Origin of the sequence: Conexibacter arvalis (genome assembly GCF_014199525.1) — a bacterium.
Classification (GTDB): Bacteria; Actinomycetota; Thermoleophilia; order Solirubrobacterales; family Solirubrobacteraceae; genus Conexibacter; species Conexibacter arvalis.
On the sequence record NZ_JACHNU010000010.1, the window covers coordinates 103596 to 120721 of the forward strand.

Consider the following 17126-nt stretch of genomic DNA (forward strand, 5'->3'; position numbering starts at 1 on the left):
CGCTGCGTGCTGGATCGGGTCCGGGGGTCATGGGAGTCTGCCACGTGCGCGCACGTGGGCCCGCGGTGGCCGCGCGCCTCACCGGATCAGGTTGATCTCCGGGTGGGTCGCCAGGAGCGTCTGGGTGAAGACGTAATTGACCGCGCCTATGCCGAGGAAGACCACGACGATCGCCTGGTTGACCGCGCGGCCGACGCCGGCCGCGCCCCCGGAGACCGTCATCCCCTTGTAGCAGCAGATGATCGCCGTCACGCCGCCGAAGATCAGCGACTTGACGACCGACCCCCACAGGTCGGTTATCGACGAGCTGGTGAAGAAGGTGGCGAAGAACGGCTCCAGCCGCGCGCCGTATATGAGCGTCGCGACGAGCCCGCCGGTGATGCCGAAGACGATCGCGAAGACGTCGAAGAGGCCGGTCAGCAGTATCAGCGCGAGGAAGCGCGGGACGACGAGGTTCTTGACCGGGTCGACGCCGAGCACCTGGAGGGCGTCGAGCTCCTCGCGGATCTTGCGGGCGCCGAGGTCGGCGGTGATCGCGGTCCCGGCCGCGCCGGCGACGACGATCGCGCATATTATCGGCCCCAATTCACGCACCACGGCGAGCGTGAAGAGACCGCCCATGCGGTCGAGCGCGCCGAAGAGGGTGAGGAAGTTGGCCGCCTGCAACCCGGGCACCGAATAGGCGACGCAGAAGATCGTGAGCATCAGCGGCAGGAAGCACTGCCGCAACGCGAACAGGAACTGCGCGATGAACTCGTCGCCGTATGGATACGGCGGGCGGACGGCCGAGATCAGCGTCTTGCCGGTCAGGATCATCACGTCGCCGACCTCTTCGAGCAGCAGGCGGGCGCGCGGACCGGCGCTGCGAAGGCCCTCGCGCGCCGCCCGGCCGCGGCGCGGCGCCTGATGCTCGCCGTCCCGCGGCGCGGGCGGGGCGTCCGTACCCCCGACAGCAGTCATAGCTAGATATCACTCCGATTCATGGTGCGAGACTACTGGTCTGCTAGCACTCCATGCAACCGGGAACCGGGCCGCTACGATCGGTCGGGCCGTGAGCCGCTTCGAACCGCTCTCGCTCGATCGCGACGCCGAGGTCCCGCTCGGGACGCAGCTGACCTGGGCGCTGCGCGCCCGCGTCACCGGCGGCGAGCTCGCGGCCGGCGAGCGGCTGCCGGGCGCCAGAGAGCTGGCGGCCCACGTCGGGGTGAACGTCAACACCGTCCGCGCCGTCTACGCGCGGTTGGAGGAGGAGGGACTGCTCGAGGTCGTCCACGGCCGCGGCACGTTCGTCGCCGACCGCGCCGCGCCGCTCGACGCCGCCGCCCGCTTCGCCGCCGCCGTCGAAAGCGAGGCGCGCCGCCGCGGCATCGATCCGCGCGCCGTCGCCGCGGCGCTCTACGTCCAGCCGGCCGACCAGCCAGGCGCTGACGACGACCCGGCGATCCGCCGCGCGCTGCGCGAGGAGATCTCGCGGCTGGAGCGGCGGCTGGCGAGCCTGCCTGCGGTCGCGCCGGGCGACGACCCGTTCGCGCCGTCCGCGCAGTACCCGTCGGACGCCGGGCGGCTGCTGACGCGCGCCGAGCTGGAGCGGCAGCGCGACGAGCTGGCCGAACGGGTCGCCGAGGCGGCCGACGCCGGCGCGGCGGAGGCTGCGCGATCCGCGCGCGCGGCCGCCGACGCGCGCCCCGCCGCGGGCGGCGACGCCGCGGCGCGCGGGCGCAGCCGCGACCCGAGCACGCTTACGCGCAACGGCACCCTGCGCTGGGTTCCGGGGAGCTGAGCGCGCGGCCGCTCCCCGATCGGGGCGCGGCGGTCAGTGGGCGGTGCGCGGCGGTCAGCGCGCGGCGCACGGCGGTCAGCGCCCGGCGCGCGCTCAGCGGAACAGCTCGTTCGCCTCGCCGTAGGTGAGCGTGCCGGCGGCCATCAGCTCCGAGGTCCCGGTCTCCAGCACCTCGAGCGCGATCCGGCCGGCGAGGTCGAGCACGGCGCGGATCGGCCCCGACCCGACGCTGACGCGGCGGACGCCGAGCCGCTCCAGCTCGTGCAGCGGAGGCGTGTCGCGAGCGGCGAGGACGTTGACCGGCGCGGGGACCGCCGCGACCAGCCGCGCGATCGCGTCCGGGTCGGCGAGGCCGGGCACGAAGACGCCGTCGGCGCCGGCCTCGACGTACGCGCGCAGGCGCTCGATCGCGAGCTCGATCCGCTGCTCCGGCGGGCCGGCGCCGACCCACCAGACGTCGGTGCGGGCGTTGAGGAACAGCTCGATCCCGGCCGCCTCGGCCGCGGCGCGCGCGGCGAGCAGGCGGTCGACCTGCTCGGCGAGCGGCCGCAGCGCGGCGCTCCCGATCCCGACGCCGTCCTCCAGGTTGACGCCGACGGCGCCGGCGTCGAGCACGGCCGCGACCGTCTCGCCGACCTCCTCGGCGGTCGCGCCGTAGCCGCTCTCGAGATCGGCGGTGAGCGGCACGCGCAGCGCGGCGGCGATCCGCGCGGTGGCGTCGACCAGCTCGTCGCGCGCGAGCGCCTCGCCGTCGGGTCGGCCGAGCGCGAAGGCGACGCCGGCGCTGGTCGTGCCGACCGCGTCGCAGCCGGACCGCTCGAAGACGCGGGCGCTGCCGGCGTCCCAGGCGTTCAACACGACGAGCGCGCCGGGGCCTTGGTGCAGCTCGTGCAGCCGCCGCGCGCGGCGTCGCTGCTCCTCTCGCTCCATCTTCGGGAGCGTAGCGCCACGCGCCGGAGGCGCGCCGCCGCGCCGGGTCGCGCGCCGTCGCGGTCGACCGCTCAAGTCCTCCCCCGCCGCGACGATCATCGCGAGCATGAACCTGCCGCTCGTCAGCGTCCTGCTCACCGCCCGCGACGACGCCGCCCGCATCCGCGCGACGCTCGACGACGTGCTCGCGCAGGCGTACCCGGAGGAGGCGATCGAGCTCGTCGCCGTCGACGACGGCTCGCTTGACGGGACGGCCGTGCTGCTCGACGACCTCGCCGCCCTCCTTCCCGGTCGCGTGCGCGTCTTCCACCAGCCGCGCACCGGTCCGGCCGCCGCGCTCGACCGCGCGCTCGGGGAGGCGCACGGAGCGCTGCTCGCACCCCTGGCCGCCGGCGACCGCTGGCCGCGTGACCGCGTCGCCTCGCAGGTCGCGCTGCTCGAGCGCAGGCCGGAGGTCGGGCTCGTCTACTCCGCGCTGCTGCCGCGCGGCGAGCAGGCCGCGCCGGCGCTGTGGCCGGCGGAGCTGGAGGTCGACCCGCCGCGCGGGCGCCCGGTCGGCCGCCTGCTGCGCGAGGAGTCGATCGCGCCCTCGGCGCTGATGGTGCGCGCGGCGCTGCGCGAGCAGATCGCGCCGATCCCGGCCGAGATCGGCCGCGCCTCCTGGTGGCTCGCGGTTCGCAGCGCAGCGGTCGCGGAGATCGAGTGGCTGCCCGAGGCGCCCGACGCGGAGGCCGCCGCCGAGCCCTGCCCGCGCGAGCCGGCCGCCCTCCTGCGCGACACGCTCGCCTTCCAGCGCTGGTTCCTGCGCCATGCGACCTCCGAGGCGCCGTTCCTCGACGAGCTGCCGCAGATCTGGACGGCGTTCACGGACGCCGCGCGGCGGCTGCTGGCGGTGACCGACGACCCGTTCGCCGAGCTGATCCGCGTCAGCGACGGCGACCGCGCCGAGGCGATCGGCCTGCTCGCCGACGCCCGCGCCGCGATCGCGCGCGGCGACGCCAGGCCGGGGCTGGCGCTGGCGGCACGTGCGGCCGCGACCGACCCGTGGTGCGCGCCGGCGCGCCAGCTGCTCGCGGAGGCGTTCGCGACCCGTCCGCGCCGCGCTCCGACCGACCCGCTCGCCGGCGCCCGCCGCTTCGTCACGCTCGCCTTCGCCGAGGAGCTGATCGGCGAGCCGGAGCTGCTCGTCGCCTACGCCGCCCACTTCGACGGCAGCGCCGACGCGACGCTCGCGATCGACGCCAGCTCGCTGACGCCGGCGGCCGCCGAGCAGGCGCTCGGCCGGCTGATCGCCGAGCTCGGCCTCGACGATGAGGGCGGCGCCCACCTGGTCGCGATCGTCGGGCCGATCGACGCCGCGGTGCGCGAGCGGCTTCCCCAGGGCGTCAACGCGCTGCTGACGCGCAGACCGCGTCCCGGCCCGGCGGCGCCGTCGTTCGGTGCCGCGGAGACGGCCGCGCTGCGCGCGTTCGCGGCGCGCGCCTTCGCGGCCTGAGCGGGTCGGGCCCGCCGCGCCGGCGGCGGGTCTCCGCGCGCCGCGCCGACGCTCTCCGCCCTGCCGCCCGATCGCGATTGCGCCGTGCCGCCGCCGGGCAACGGATAGTGGCGAGATGGAGACGACAGCGCCCGCGGAGATCTCGGCGTTCGAGACCGTCCGCCACTACTTCCACCTGGCCGCGGACCGGCTCGGCCTCGCAGACGACCAGCGGGAGCTGCTGCTCGCCGCCTACCGGGAGGTCCAGGTGGCGATCCCGGTGAGGTTGTCCGACGGCTCGGTCAAGACGTACTCGGGCTACCGCGTCCAGCACAACCACGCGCGCGGGCCGTTCAAGGGCGGCATGCGCTACCACCCGACGGTCGACCTCGACGAGACGCGCGCGCTCGCGGCGCTGATGACGTGGAAGACGGCGATCGCCGGCGTCCCGTTCGGGGGCGCGAAGGGCGGCGTCGACTGCGATCCGTCGCAGCTGACCCACCGCGAGCTGGAGAAGCTGACGCGCGCGCTCGTGCAGCGGATCGACCCGGTGCTCGGCCCGACGCGCGACATCCCGGCGCCCGACGTCAACACCAACGCGCAGGTGATGGCGTGGATGATGGACGAGTACGGCAAGGCCCATGGGTACTCGCCGGCGGTCGTGACCGGCAAGCCGATCGCGCTGGAGGGCTCCTACGGTCGCGAGTCGGCGACGGCGCGCGGGCTGGTCTACATGCTGCGCGAGGCGGCCGCGGCGATCGGCGTGCTGCCGCAGGAGGCGACGGTCGCGATCCAGGGCTTCGGCAACGTCGGCTCGTGGGTCGGGCGGTTCGTGCAGAGGCTCGGCGCGCGGGTGGTCGCGGTGTCGGACGCCTCCGGCGCGATCCGCTGCGAGCGGGGCATCGACGCCGAGCGGCTCGCGGTCCACGTCGGCGCCGGGAGCGGGGTCGCCGAGTTCGAGGCCGACGGCGTCGAGGTCGTCTCGGTCGAGGAGTTCCTGTCGACGCCGTGCGACGTGTTCGTCCCGGCGGCGCTGGGCGGGATGGTGCACAGCGGCAACGCCGGGCTGATCGAGGCGCGGATGGTCGTCGAGGGCGCCAACAGCCCGACGACGCCCGAGGCCGACGCGCTGCTGCGCGAGAAGGGCGTGTTCGTCGTCCCCGACGTGATGGCGAACGCCGGCGGCGTCGTGGTGTCGTACTTCGAGTGGGTCCAGAACCAGCAGCACTTCCGTTGGGACGAGCGCGAGGTCAACGACAAGCTCGGCTCGATCATGCGGCGGGCCTACCGCGAGGTCGCGGGGCGCGCCCAGCAGCGGCCTGACACGTCGCTGCGCGTCGCGGCGTACGAGCTGGGGATCGAGCGGGTCGTCGAGGCGGCGCGGCTGCGCGGGAACTTCTGAGGCGGAGGAGCGAAGGGGCGCCCCGGCCAGGGCGCCCCTTCTTCGCGTCCTTGCCCTCCTATGTCTTGGGCCGTCCTCGCCCAACGACAGGGCTTGTATCGGCAGCGCGGCGCGCGGACTTGAAGGGTCGGTGGTCAGCGCGTGGACGTCTGTCCGGTCACAGACGCAGCGTGCCGTCGACGAGGACGACGACGTCGCCGCCGACGCGGACGCGATCGCCGTCGATCGCGGCGTCGAGCCGGCTCGCGCGGCCCATCTCGACGCCCTGGTCGATCGCGAGGCGGTCGGAGCCGGTGCGGGCGTGGAGATAGGCGCAGAGCGGGCCGGCGGCGGAGCCGGTGGCGGGGTCCTCGCCGATCTCGGCGCTGAACGCGAACGAGCGCGCGTGGGCGGTGCTCTCGGCGCCGGCGCCGCGCGGGTCGCAGGCGGCGGCGTAGAGGACGACGGCGCCGTGCGCTCTGAGGAGCGTGTCGAGTCGCGCGTAGTCGGGGACGGCGCGAGCGGCGGCGTCGCGGTCGCGCAGCGGGAGCATGAGGTGCGGGACGCCGGTCGAGACGACCTGCGGCGGGAGCGCGGGATCGCCGTCCTCGACGGTCAGCCCGATCGCCGCGAGCGCCTCGGCGCGCTCGACCTCGGCGCCGTGGATCGCCGGCTCCTGCAGCATCGAGGCGTAAGCGCGGTCGCCGTCGGCGTGGAGGGTGACGTCGATCGGCTGCAGACCGGCGCCGGTCTGCTGGACGTAGCGGGCCGTTCCGCCGGGCTCGAGTCCGTTGGCGCGGGCGACGGCGACGGCGGTGCCGAGCGACGGATGGCCGGCGAACGGCAGCTCCAGCTCGACCGTCCAGATGCGGTTGCGGTAGTCGGCGCCCGCGTCGGTCGCCGTCTGCACGAAGGTCGTCTCGGAGAGGCGCGTCTCGCGCGCGAAGGCGAGCATCGTCGCGTCGTCGAGGCCGTCGGCGTCGTGGACGACGGCGAGCCCGTTGCCTTCGAGCGGCGTGGCGGTGAAGACGTCGAGGAGGGTGTAGCGATGGCTGGCCACGGCGGGCTGGGCGTGCGCCCGCGGCTCAGTCGTCGAAGTCGAAGTCGCGCGGCGGTCTCTGCTCGAACCAGAGACGGTCGTGCTCGGGCGTCTCCTGGAGGAAGTCAGGCGTCTCCTCCAGCACGTCCTCGTCACCGGACGACGGCGCGTCGTCATGGTGGTCTTCGACGCGGTACTCGGTCGTCGGCTGGTCCACGACGTCGCTTGGGCGCGGCTCCGGCGGCGCGGGCGGCTCCTCGGGAGCCTTGTCGGCGGGCGCGGCGACGTGCTGCTCGGGCACGGCTGGCTGGTGCGGCGGCTCGTCGAAGGCGTCGGAGCCGGGCGGCAGTTTGTCGGCCGGCGCGGCGATGTGCTGCTCCGGGACGTGGCGATGGCCCGGCTCGTCGTGGGCGGCCGGCGGCTCCGCGTGGGTCGGCGGCTCATGGGCGGGCGGCGGTTCGTGGGCGCCCGACGGCTCGTGGGCGGCGGGCGGCTCGTGCGCGGCGGGCTCGCGGTGGGCCGGCTCGCGCTCCTGCGGCGCGATGATCCGCGTCTGCTCCTCGGGCGGCGCGGGCGGTCGCGACGGCTCGTCGTCGAAGTCGTGCGCGGCGGCCAGCTGCTCGCTGTGCGCGGCGCCCGGCACCTCGTCGTGGTGCTCGGCGTGCGGTTCCTCGACGGCCGGCGCGGCTGGCTCCGGCTCACGGCGCACGGGACCGAGCGCCTCCTGCTCAGCGCGAGCGATCTCGGCCGGATCGCCGCCCCGGCGGCGCTTCAGCTCGAGATGCTCGCGGATCGCGTCGTCCAGCAGACCCATGAGGACGCAAATGCTACCCATCGAGCGGCGGCACGTGGCTCGGCGAGGTAAACGCGCCTACCGGGACGGGGACAGGGCGGGCCCGGTCGCGGGCGGGCCGCCGGCGAGCGGGCGGTGCGGCCGGGCGCTGTTGCGGCGCGGTGGCGAGGGATGCGGCGGGCGGAGTGCGGGGCGGTGGCGCCGCGGCGGGCTCGCCCGGCCGCGTGGGAGGGATCTTGCAGGGCGGCGGCGGATGGGCGGGGTCGGGGGAGCGAGTCCACCCGCGGGCGCGTCCGCAACGCCCCGGCGCGCGACTCCGGCTACACTACGCGGACCGGTGCGCCCACACCCCAGCGGGCGCACGCATCATGGGGCTATAGCTCAGCTGGGAGAGCGCCTGGATCGCACCCAGGAGGTCGCCGGTTCGAGCCCGGCTAGCTCCACTCAAAGAACCCTGCAGATCGCAGGGTTCTTTGCTTTCGGGGAACCGCGGATCGCCTGCCAGGCACGATTGGTCAACTTTCAGTCAACCTCTCTTTGGTCGAGCTAGCGTCGAGCATCCCGGCCCGTGAGGAGCGATGCGCGATGGCGTGCCCGAGTGATCCCGACCAGCCGCGGCGACGGCGCGTCGAGCGCGGCATCTACCTCCAGCCCAACGGCAACTATGCGGTCTGCTGTCGCCACGCCGGCCGTCTGCGATTCCGCACCGTCGGTCGCAGCCTGAGCGAGGCGCGCCGCCATCGTGTCGCGTTGGTCGCTGCCGTTCACGCCGGCACCGAACCCGTCTCGCCGCGGCTGCGGTTCGACACCGTGGTCGGCTGGTGGTTGGAGCGGTTCGACGCCAAAGTCGCCTCCGGCGAGCGGCGACCGCGCACGTTGGAAGCGCACCGCTACTACCTCGACCAGCACCTGCTGCCCGCCTTCGGCGAGCGCCGGATCGGCTCGATCTCGGCGGACGACATCGCCGAGTTCTTGCTCTCGCTTCGCCAGAGAAGATGCTCGCCCAGGACGACGGCGAACTCGCTCGCGACGCTGCGCATGATCGTCGGCTACGCCCGCCGTCATGACTGGATCGCCGCCGACCCAGTCGCGAAGCTCGAAGCCGACGAACGACCCCGCGTCCCGCACCGACGGCACCGCGTCCTCGGCCGCGACGAGATCGAGCGGCTCTTGGCGGCGTCACCGGCGGCGTATCGCCCGATGATCGCCACCGGCCTCTACACCGGTCTGCGCATCTCCGAGGTGCTCGGCCTCGTCTGGGACGACGTGGACCTGACCGCCGGGGTGGTTCACGTCCGGGCTCAGCTCTCTCGCGCGCACCGTGGTGAGCCGGCGAGACGCGTCGCGCCGAAGACGGTTGCGTCGATCCGCGACGTGCCACTCGTTCCCCAGCTTGCCGAGCTGCTCGTCTCCCAACGCGCGAGAGCGCGAACCCGATCGAGCGACGACTGGGTCTTCCCCACCTCGAACGGCACCCCGCACGGCCAGCGCAACCTCTGCCGCCGTGGCCTCCAGCGAGCCGCCGACAACGCCGGTCTCGACAGCGGCGACACGCCGCGTCTTCGCTTCCACGACCTCCGCCACACCTTCGCCAGCCACCTGATCGTCGACCTCCAACTCGACGTCGCCCAGGTCAGCCGCATCCTCGGCCACGCCAGCACCACCATCACCCTCGACGTCTACACCCACCTCTTCGACGACGCCCGACACGCACGCGAACTGCGCGAACGCATGGCGGAAAGCACATTCGCTCGTTTGCTTGTCGGGTAGTCGGGCGCGCGACCGCCCAACGGCGACGGCACTGGCGCCTCGTCCGTCACGTAGTGCCGCCTGGAGGTCAGCGCATCGGTTGCGGCGCTCGCGCCGGGCGAGATCGGAGTAGCGTGGAGGGTGCGCTGGCTCCGCGGGCGGAACGCCAGCCGCATGTTCGCAGCGCGCCGACACGCGTCTGCGCCGAGGCGACGAGCGTGCGGCGATGACCGAGACCCGCGGGGTCGGCCTCCCTCTTTCGCGACGTTGTAGCTCCAGCGACACGAGGCGGGATGCCGGATCGTCTTCGCGTGGCGGCAGCCGCGTTGGAGCGTGAACGTGACGAGGGCGCGCTGCGCGAAAGCGAGGAGACGCTCGCCGACCTCGACCAGACGCGGTCTGAGTCCGATCAGCAGGACGCCGAGGACGATCAGGCGTCGTCGGACCTCGATCAGGAGTGTCGGATCGCGATCAGCACGCGTCCGACCGCGACCAGGCGAGCGGCCGACTGGCAGCAGGCGCACGCGAGGGTGTCGGCGACCGTCGGTCAGGCGTACGATCACTCGCGTCGCGATCGCGACGCCGGCACGGCTGAGCCCGGAGGCGCACCGCCCGTGCCCGGAGCGCGGCGTCGCGGGCGCTGACCGCCGCCAGCGTGATCAGCTCGCCCGGCTTCGTGACGTCGCTTCCGACAAGCGCGATCGGATCGCGCAGGGCCGAGACGATGCCGCCGACGCACGCGACCGCGCCGCCGAGGAGCGGGGGGCGTCGCGCCGACGTCGCCGCGCTGCCGAGCCAGCTGCTGAGCGAGCTCCGCTAGTTGCGGCAGCAGGGCGGGGAGCCTCGGCACCAGTCCGCGCTCGAGCGGCTGCGTGCCGCGGCCGACCGCGAAGCGGCCGCCGAGGACCGACGCCATGCCGCGCGCGAGCGGCGCCTTGACCGGCGAGGACGAGCTGACCGGCGCACTCCTGCGCGGCGCCGGCGCCAGGCTGCTGCGTGACCTCGCCGCGGCGATCTCGGCGGCGCTGCGCCCCTACGACTTGATCGTTCGCTGGGGCGGCGACGAGTTCCTGCTGGCGATCCGGAGTCGCCACGCCCGGAAGCGCGACGCCGCGTCGCCGCGATCCAGCACGCCCTCACCGAACGTGCGGCGGGCGCCACGGTCAGCGCCGGACACGCCCAACTGCAACCGTCCGACACGCTCGAATCGCTCCTCGCCCGCGCCCACGTGGCGCTCGACGCGGCCATGCGGTCATCGGAACGCTGAGGCAGGAACCGCGGCCGGCGCATGCGTTTCCGGTGACCGCTCGGTGGTACGGGGTAGCCTCGGAACATGCCACGATCGGATCGTTCCTTCAGCATTCCGAGCGGACTCGCTGACCGCATCGACCGCGTTCGTGGTGAGGAGCCGTTCGAGCACTGGCTGCGCCACCAGCTCGAAGCGGCCGTTCTGCGGCGCGAGCGTGCGCTCGGGCTGGTAAGCCGGCGTCAGGGCGATCAGATCGAGGCGCAGGGCGCCCGGCTGGAGGAGGCCCGCGATCGCCTGGGCGACGACTCCGATCCGGACGCACCGCCGTCCGACTGAGTCGCGGGCGCTCGCGCTCGCGATCCCGGCGCGGCAGCGCTGCTGGGTCAAGCCGTCTCGTGCTCGACGGCTCGGGTGAGGTGGTGACCGAGTGCTGAGCACGTTGTGGTGGGTGCTCGCGGCGCTGGCGGTGATCCTGGCGGTGCGCGTGCTCGCGGACCGGTCAGGACAGTCTCCCGCGGTGCTGCTCGTGCTCGCGGGGCTGGCGGTCTCGCTGCTGCCGGTGCCTTCGGCGGAGCTGGAGCCGCATCTGATCCTGGAGGTCGTGATCCCGCCGCTGCTGTTCGTCGCCGCCCGAGACGCGAGCCTGCTGGAGCTGCGCGCCAACGCGCGGATCGTCGCGTCGCTGTCGGTCGCGCTCGTGCTCTTGACCGCGTTCGCGGTCGCGACAGGGCTGTCGCTGGTCGTGCCGGGTCTCGGCTTCGCCGCGGCGCTGGCGCTCGGCGCGGCGGTTGCGCCGCCCGATCCGGTCGCGTCGCTGGCGATCGGACGCCGCGCGGGTATGCCGGCGCGGCTGATCGCCCTGGTCGAAGGAGAGGGCCTGCTCAACGACGGGACGGCGCTGACGATCTACGGCCTGGCGGTGACGGCAGCGGTGGGCGGCGGGTTCTCGGCCACCGAGAGCGTCGGACGCTTTGCGCTGGCAGTCGTCGGCGGCGCGCTCTGCGGTCTGCTCGTCGCGCGTGCGCTCGCGCTGGCGCTGCGGTATGTCGACGACATCCTGGTCGAGAACGCAGCGTCGCTCGCGACGCCGTTCCTCGCGTTCGCTCTGGCTGAGACGGTCGAGGGCTCGGGTGTCCTCGCGGTCGTCGTCGCCGGGCTTGCGGTCGGTCACCGGCGCGGTCCGGCCAGCTCCGGCGAGAGCCGCCTGCAGACCGCTGCGGTGTGGCGGATCGTGCAGTACCTGCTGGAGGGCTACGTCTTCCTGCTCATCGGGCAGCAGGCGCCCGATGTCGTCCGCGGGCTGTCGTCCTTCGATCGTGGCACGGTCGTTGCGACCGTGGCGGTGACGCTCGCCGGGGTGTTGGGGGTTCGGCTGTTGTGGCTGCTGTCGACGCGGCCGCGCACGATCGACGACCGGGCGCTGTCGCTGCGCGACGTCACCGCGCTGTGGTGGGCGGGCACGCGCGGGGTGATCACGCTTGCGACCGCGTTCGCGCTCCCGCACGACTTCCCCGCCCGCGACCTGCTGCTGTTCTGCGCGTTCGTCGTCGTGCTCGTGACGCTCGTCGGCCAGGGCGTCACCTTCGCGCCCCTGCTCCGCGCCCTCGGCCTGCGCTCGGGCACCGACGAGTCGGCCTGGCTGCGGGCCGAAGCGCAGGCAGCCGCCTACGACGCCGCGATCGAGCGCCTGGCCGGGCTCGCCGTCGCCGACGACCCGTCCGTCGCCCCGGCCGCGGCACGCTATCGCCGCATGCTCGAAGGCCAGCGCGACCGCCTGCACGCGCATCTCAGCCGCGACGACGGCACGCGCCGCCCGGCCGCGCCCGACCGCACCGCCGACATCACTGTGCGCCACGCGATGCTCGAGGCCCAGCGAGAGGAGCTGGTGCGCTGGCGCGACGCCGGCCGCATCTCCGACTCCGACCTTCACGCGCTCGAGCGCCTGCTCGACGCTCGAGAATTGTCAGGTATGTGAGCCTGAAGGGCGTAGAATCGATGGTCAGGGCTGTTCACCGCTCTCGCGAAGCGACATCGCGCAGCGCACGGCCGGGCAACGACAGACCGCATCGCCCGGGCCGCTTCTCCCCAGCGACGAAGAGCCACCTCTCACGAGCAGATCGCGCGACATCCGTCGACGCAGCTGCTCAAGGACGGTGACCACATGCCGCGCAAGCCCACATACAACCCACCAGCCTCGCCGATCCCGGGGATCATCCCCGAGCCGGTGCGCGTCCAGTCCGATCCTCGCCCGGCACGCGGCACCCGCACGCCGCCGAGTGATTGCGAGCGCTCTGCCGCGGCCAGACCGCTCTGGCCCAAGCTCCTGACCGGACCGATCACACGCGCACGGCGGCGATGAGCGATGCGCCACCGACACCTCCCACGGCTCTGCACCAACTGCGGCGCTCCGCTGGCAAGCCAAGAGGGCACCTGCTGGCAATGCGGCGCTCGCTGGGTCCCAACAGCCGAAAGGGACGACACCGGCGATCGCACCGCACACGAGCTGCGCACCGACGCTGACCGCTGGACCGACGAAGGCGGCAGCCTGGCGCCCGAACGGACCGAACCCGCCATCGCCCTCCACTGACCCGTACCTGACGGGCGTCAACCCGCAGGCCGGGGATCTGCCGAGCCGCCGATCCGTTTGTGGTGCTCGATCGCGGCGTTGATCTCGGCGCCGAACAGCAGCGCGACGTTGGTGAGCCAGATCCAGCCGACCAGCACGATCGCTCCCGCAAACGCGCCGTAGATCGCGCCAACGTCCGCAACCCGCGAGATGTAGGTAGCGAACCCCCACGACGCGATCAGCCACAGCGCGACAGCGACGACCGCGCCTGGCGCGACCCTCCGGAACGACCGCTGCCTCACATCCGGAGTGACGTAGTAGACGAACGCGAAGACGAGCACCGCCACCGCCACCGCCGCCGGCCAGCGCACTACGTTCCAGACGTCCGCAACCTGCGGTCCGAGACCGACGAAGCCGAGCAGGTCCTCGGCGAACCCGCCGCCGACGAACACCAGCACGAGGCTGACGAGGATCGCGAGCATCAAGGCGACCGACGACAGCACGTCGACCGTCTTGCGCCGCGCGAAGCTCCGGCCTCTGCTCACGTCGAAGGCGACGTTCAACGCCCGCCGCGTCGCCTCCAGCACGCCGGTCGTCCCGTACAGCGCGATCACGACGCCGACCACCAGCGTCGTCGCCGCGGTCCCCTTGTGCTGCAACGCACCGCGCAGCGAACTGTCCAGCGGCGCCAGCGCCGAGCGCGGCGCGACCTCCCGCAGGTAGCTCATGATCGCGTCGTAGGTCGCCGGATACTGCCCGACGAGCCCCAGCAGCGACACGCCCAACAGCAGCGCCGGGAACAGCGACATCAGCGCGTAGTAGGTCAACGCCGCCGCGTGATGCGTCATCTGATCGTCGTAGAACGCGCGCAACGCCCGCCCCACGATCGACCGCAACCGCCTCATTCCACGCCAGCTACCCGTTTCACTCAGACCGCCTCGCGCCGTCAGCTCGGTTCGCCGGACACCTGGCGCGCATCGCTCCGGAAATGCTCAGAGAACCTGACCGATCGGTGCTACTGTGGACAGTACGTCAGATCAATCGATCCGGCGTCACCGTGCCAAGCGCCCGTAGTCGTCGCCTCCGAGCTTCCTCCGCGAACGCCGCACCTGATCTGCGGAGGACATCATGGCCACCGGAACCGTCAAGTGGTTCAACGACGACAAGGGCTTCGGCTTCATCACAGCCGACGATCACACGCCCGACCTGTTCGTGCACCACAGCGCGATCGTCGGAGAGGGCTTCCATTCGCTGCCCGAAGGCGCGCAGGTCTCCTACGACGCCGAGCAGAGCGCCAGAGGCCCGCGGGCGATCAACGTCCAACGTGCCTGAGCCCGCCATGCCGCACATCGATCTTCAACCCGCCACGTCACCGTTTCTCTGCGAGATCCGGACCGACTGGGAGCGCGCGATCGTCATCCCGCACGGCACGCTCGACGCGACGAGCTTCCCTCAGTTGGAAGCCGCGATCCAGCGACTCTGCACCGCCGGCTTCTCGGCGATCGTGCTCGACCTGCGCGCACCGGGGTCGGTCGCCCCGACCGGGCTGGCGCTGCTGCACCGCATCGACGCGCTCGCCAGCCGACACCAGGTGACGCTCTCGCTCGACCTCCGGCGCACCGACGCTGACCAGCTGCTCGAAGCCACGACCGCGTGACGGCCCGTCGGCGGCGCGAACCAGTCAGACCGGTTCGTGCCATCGAACAATGACGCGAACCAGTGTCACCGCGTCACGCCGGCGGTCGGTGCGATGAACGTGCGGTGCTACGGTGAGATAACTGGCGCTCGCTGGGCGGTTGGTCTGCTCTCCCGACGCGCGATTGAGCGAAGGAGCGGGCCGAGAGGAAGAGGGCATGTGCCCTGACCCAGCCACTGACCGCGACGGCCTCGCCGCTCGCGTGACCCACTTGGAGGACGTGGTGGGCAGATTGGAGTCGCTCATCGAGGGCCTCCAGGACGTCATCCACAGCCAAGCGGTCCGCCACGACCGCGACATCGGCGACCTGCGTGATCGCACCGCCCCCGCGCAGATGGCGCGCGACCTCAGCGATGACGCGCGCAGGCGAGGTCTCTGATGAGACCGCCGCTCCTGCGTCCCTCGGGCGGAGACTTCCACGTCAGCACGCTGCGCTTCCTCGCCGGGCAGGCCCGCCGCGAGCTCGACGCCCACGACCGCCGAGCCGAGCGGGACGCGAACGCGCCGGCCGGCGCCCGAGCACGTCTGCAGCGCACCGCTCAGATCACGCAGCAGCGGCTCGCGGGCGCACAAGCGCGGCGCCGCAACCGGCCGCCGGGATGACCTGGCGCCGGTGGCGAGCGCTCGCAGCCCGCCACCGCCTCCCGCTCACCGTGCTCGCCTCGCTGGCAAGCGCGGCCGGCCTCGCGCTGCTGCTGTACGGCCGCCGCGACGAGTTCGGCGCCGCGCTCTCTAGCGCGGCGCTGTGGGTGATCGGCGCCGCGATCGTGCTGCACGTCGGCGGGCTGCTCGCCCGCACCGAAGCGTGGCACCGCACGATCGACGCCGCCGGCGGAACGGTCCCCCGCCGCGTGCTCTACCGCGCCTCCAGCATGCAGGTGCTCGGAAGCGTCGTCAATCCGCACCTCGGCGTCGCCGCCCGCATCGCCGCGCTGCGCCGTTCCTCGCCGGAGATCAGCCCGCAGGTGCCGACACTGCTCGCCGCCGAGATGCCGATCCTCGCCGTCGAGGCCGCGCTCGCCGCGCTGACCTCCTTCACGCTGATCGGCCCGCTCGGACTGCCGTGGTGGCTGCCGTTGCTCTGCATCGCCGTCATCGCCGCGCTCAGCGTCGGCATGCGCAGCCTCGCGCTCGTCAAGGGACGCGAGCTGTGGAGAGGACTCGCGATCGTCCGCACCATCCGCGGCGGAACGATGCTCGTCGCGTTCGTGCTGCTCGCCGTCTTCGCCCAGATCGCACGCAACTGGCTGCTGCTCAACGCCGTCGGCGTCGACGCCTCCCTGTTCGACGCGATCGCCGTCCTGATCGCCGTCGTCACCCTCGGCCAACTCCCGATCGGACCGAGCGTCGGCGCCGCCGCAGCAGTGCTGATCCTCGGCCACGACGGCATCGCCGCGACCGCCGCCGCCGGCATCCTCCTCACCGCCACCGGCACCGCCGCCGGCCTCGCCTTCGCCGCCTGGGCCGGCCTCGACCACCTCGGACACCGATTCCGCGCACCGACGGCACGACCGGCGAACCCCGCCTCCCCGCCCACCCCGCGGCGTGCCCGACGAACACCGAGACCGCGGCCGGCGATCAGGCGGAGTCCGACATAGTCACAGCTCGAACCACGCCACCGTCGTCGCGCCGACGCTGTCGAGACTCCACGCGGACGCCAGACTCGCGACGATCGGCAGCCCCCAACCGCCCACGCCGCCGCGCCCGCGATCCGCGTCGCGCCCGTCGCCGGCATGGACGACGCTGACTCTGACGTGCGCCGAGGTGCACCTCACGTACACCTCGACCTCCGCGTGCGAGCCCAGCCCGCCGTGCAGGATGGCGTTGGTCACCAGCTCGGAGGCCGCCAGCTGCGCCGCGCCGACGCGCGGATCGCAGTCGAGCACCGTCCGGATCAGCGCACGCGCCCGAGCGGGGGCGTCCACGGTTGCGGCAAACGTCTCGTGCACGATCGCAGCCTTGCTGTCGGCGGTGAACGGAACTCCCAGGTACCGCCGCTCCAAGTGCCCGCCGGCCGACGGGCAAACCGCACGACGTCAGCGCACGGCAGCGCATGCGCGCGCCGGATCACCGACACGAGCGCCCCAACGTTGCGGAGCTCCCTCGGCCGCCCAAGCGGCCAGCGACCTCCCCGGCTCCCGCCGTCGGCGGCCCGCACGGACCTCGCGACCAATGGGGCACTCGTGCCCGCCGAGTGCCCGAAACCACGGCAATCCCCGTGAATCGGGAATAATCCGCCCGCCGACCAGCCGGCCACGGGCGACGTGAAAGACCTGCAAATCAGGCGCTTTTGCCGCACGAGAACTGCTGGATCGCACCCAGGAGGTCGCCGGTTCGAGCCCGGCTAGCTCCACCTCAACGAAACCCCTGCTAACGAGGCTGTCGCGCAAAGTGCGCGGCGGCCTCGGGCGGGGCTTTCTATTTGTGAGGTTCTCGTGGTCGGCGGCGGGGCCAGCGGGCCAGGACAAG

At 73.2% G+C, this 17126-nt stretch carries 18 protein-coding genes, 1 tRNA gene and 1 pseudogene; 14 read left to right on the plus strand and 6 right to left on the minus strand.

Annotated features, from left to right (window positions below; all coding sequences use genetic code 11):
- Positions 1-78 precede the first annotated feature (78 nt).
- Positions 79-960, minus strand: coding sequence for an ABC transporter permease (locus tag BDZ31_RS23265; RefSeq protein ID WP_183345667.1), 882 nt, complete (start codon positions 958-960; stop codon positions 79-81).
- A gap of 91 nt (positions 961-1051) precedes the next feature.
- Between BDZ31_RS23265 and BDZ31_RS23270 the strand changes: the two genes are divergently transcribed.
- Complete coding sequence (locus BDZ31_RS23270; RefSeq protein WP_183345669.1) at positions 1052-1780, plus strand: GntR family transcriptional regulator; 729 nt, start codon at positions 1052-1054, stop codon at positions 1778-1780.
- Positions 1781-1873: 93 nt separating this feature from the next.
- On the opposite strand, the gene BDZ31_RS23275 is transcribed toward BDZ31_RS23270, so the two are convergent.
- On the minus strand, positions 1874-2710 hold the full coding sequence (locus tag BDZ31_RS23275; RefSeq protein WP_183345671.1) for an isocitrate lyase/PEP mutase family protein: 837 nt from the start codon (positions 2708-2710) through the stop codon (positions 1874-1876).
- 106 nt (positions 2711-2816) lie between these two features.
- Here BDZ31_RS23275 and BDZ31_RS23280 point away from each other — a divergent pair, with 106 nt between their 5' ends.
- Positions 2817-4205: a glycosyltransferase family A protein gene (locus BDZ31_RS23280; RefSeq protein WP_183345672.1), complete on the plus strand. Its 1389-nt coding sequence runs from the start codon at positions 2817-2819 to the stop codon at positions 4203-4205.
- Positions 4206-4320: 115 nt separating this feature from the next.
- On the plus strand, positions 4321-5586 hold the full coding sequence (locus BDZ31_RS23285; RefSeq protein WP_183345674.1) for a Glu/Leu/Phe/Val family dehydrogenase: 1266 nt from the start codon (positions 4321-4323) through the stop codon (positions 5584-5586).
- Positions 5587-5743: 157 nt separating this feature from the next.
- Here BDZ31_RS23285 and BDZ31_RS23290 read toward each other — a convergent pair whose 3' ends face one another.
- Together BDZ31_RS23290 and BDZ31_RS23295 are read right to left on the minus strand one after the other, a co-directional pair.
- On the minus strand, positions 5744-6625 hold the full coding sequence (locus BDZ31_RS23290) for a PhzF family phenazine biosynthesis isomerase (RefSeq protein WP_183345676.1): 882 nt from the start codon (positions 6623-6625) through the stop codon (positions 5744-5746).
- Positions 6626-6650: 25 nt separating this feature from the next.
- On the minus strand, positions 6651-7418 hold the full coding sequence (locus tag BDZ31_RS23295; RefSeq protein WP_183345678.1) for a hypothetical protein: 768 nt from the start codon (positions 7416-7418) through the stop codon (positions 6651-6653).
- Between the two features lie 349 nt (positions 7419-7767).
- Between BDZ31_RS23295 and BDZ31_RS23300 the strand changes: the two genes are divergently transcribed.
- From BDZ31_RS23300 to BDZ31_RS23320, 6 genes and pseudogenes are all read left to right on the plus strand, one after another.
- Positions 7768-7840 (plus strand) — tRNA-Ala (locus BDZ31_RS23300).
- A gap of 142 nt (positions 7841-7982) precedes the next feature.
- The gene (locus BDZ31_RS23305) at positions 7983-9167 is read left to right on the plus strand and encodes a tyrosine-type recombinase/integrase (protein ID WP_183345680.1); all 1185 of its coding nucleotides are present in this window, start codon (positions 7983-7985) and stop codon (positions 9165-9167) included.
- Positions 9168-9439: 272 nt separating this feature from the next.
- Entirely contained in the window at positions 9440-9790 is a 351-nt protein-coding gene (locus tag BDZ31_RS23310) for a hypothetical protein (protein WP_183345682.1), read from the plus strand.
- A gap of 270 nt (positions 9791-10060) precedes the next feature.
- Positions 10061-10249 (plus strand): annotated as a pseudogene (locus BDZ31_RS26280) (diguanylate cyclase domain-containing protein); the annotation flags it as partial.
- Between the two features lie 230 nt (positions 10250-10479).
- A complete protein-coding gene (locus BDZ31_RS25265; protein WP_246345841.1) occupies positions 10480-10731 on the plus strand; it encodes a hypothetical protein in 252 nt (83 codons plus the stop codon).
- Positions 10732-10861: 130 nt separating this feature from the next.
- A complete protein-coding gene (locus tag BDZ31_RS23320) occupies positions 10862-12370 on the plus strand; it encodes a cation:proton antiporter (RefSeq protein WP_425492750.1) in 1509 nt (502 codons plus the stop codon).
- Between the two features lie 629 nt (positions 12371-12999).
- Here the strand turns inward: BDZ31_RS23320 and BDZ31_RS23325 are convergent.
- Complete coding sequence (locus BDZ31_RS23325) at positions 13000-13833, minus strand: YihY/virulence factor BrkB family protein (RefSeq protein WP_221243285.1); 834 nt, start codon at positions 13831-13833, stop codon at positions 13000-13002.
- A 256-nt stretch (positions 13834-14089) separates the two neighbouring features.
- Here BDZ31_RS23325 and BDZ31_RS23330 point away from each other — a divergent pair, with 256 nt between their 5' ends.
- The 5 genes from BDZ31_RS23330 (at position 14090) to BDZ31_RS23350 (ending at position 16255) form a co-directional block, all read left to right on the plus strand.
- Entirely contained in the window at positions 14090-14293 is a 204-nt protein-coding gene (locus tag BDZ31_RS23330) for a cold-shock protein (protein WP_183345690.1), read from the plus strand.
- Complete coding sequence (locus BDZ31_RS23335; protein WP_183345692.1) at positions 14286-14618, plus strand: STAS domain-containing protein; 333 nt, start codon at positions 14286-14288, stop codon at positions 14616-14618. The genes BDZ31_RS23330 and BDZ31_RS23335 overlap by 8 nt, the downstream gene beginning before the upstream one ends.
- A 196-nt stretch (positions 14619-14814) precedes the next feature.
- Complete coding sequence (locus BDZ31_RS23340) at positions 14815-15036, plus strand: hypothetical protein (RefSeq protein ID WP_183345694.1); 222 nt, start codon at positions 14815-14817, stop codon at positions 15034-15036.
- The gene (locus tag BDZ31_RS23345) at positions 15036-15260 is read left to right on the plus strand and encodes a hypothetical protein (RefSeq protein WP_183345696.1); all 225 of its coding nucleotides are present in this window, start codon (positions 15036-15038) and stop codon (positions 15258-15260) included. The genes BDZ31_RS23340 and BDZ31_RS23345 overlap by 1 nt, the downstream gene beginning before the upstream one ends.
- Entirely contained in the window at positions 15257-16255 is a 999-nt protein-coding gene (locus BDZ31_RS23350; protein ID WP_183345699.1) for a lysylphosphatidylglycerol synthase domain-containing protein, read from the plus strand. The genes BDZ31_RS23345 and BDZ31_RS23350 overlap by 4 nt, the downstream gene beginning before the upstream one ends.
- Here the strand turns inward: BDZ31_RS23350 and BDZ31_RS23355 are convergent, their stop codons facing one another.
- A complete protein-coding gene (locus BDZ31_RS23355; protein WP_183345701.1) occupies positions 16256-16660 on the minus strand; it encodes an ATP-binding protein in 405 nt (134 codons plus the stop codon).
- Positions 16661-17126: the final 466 nt, after the last annotated feature.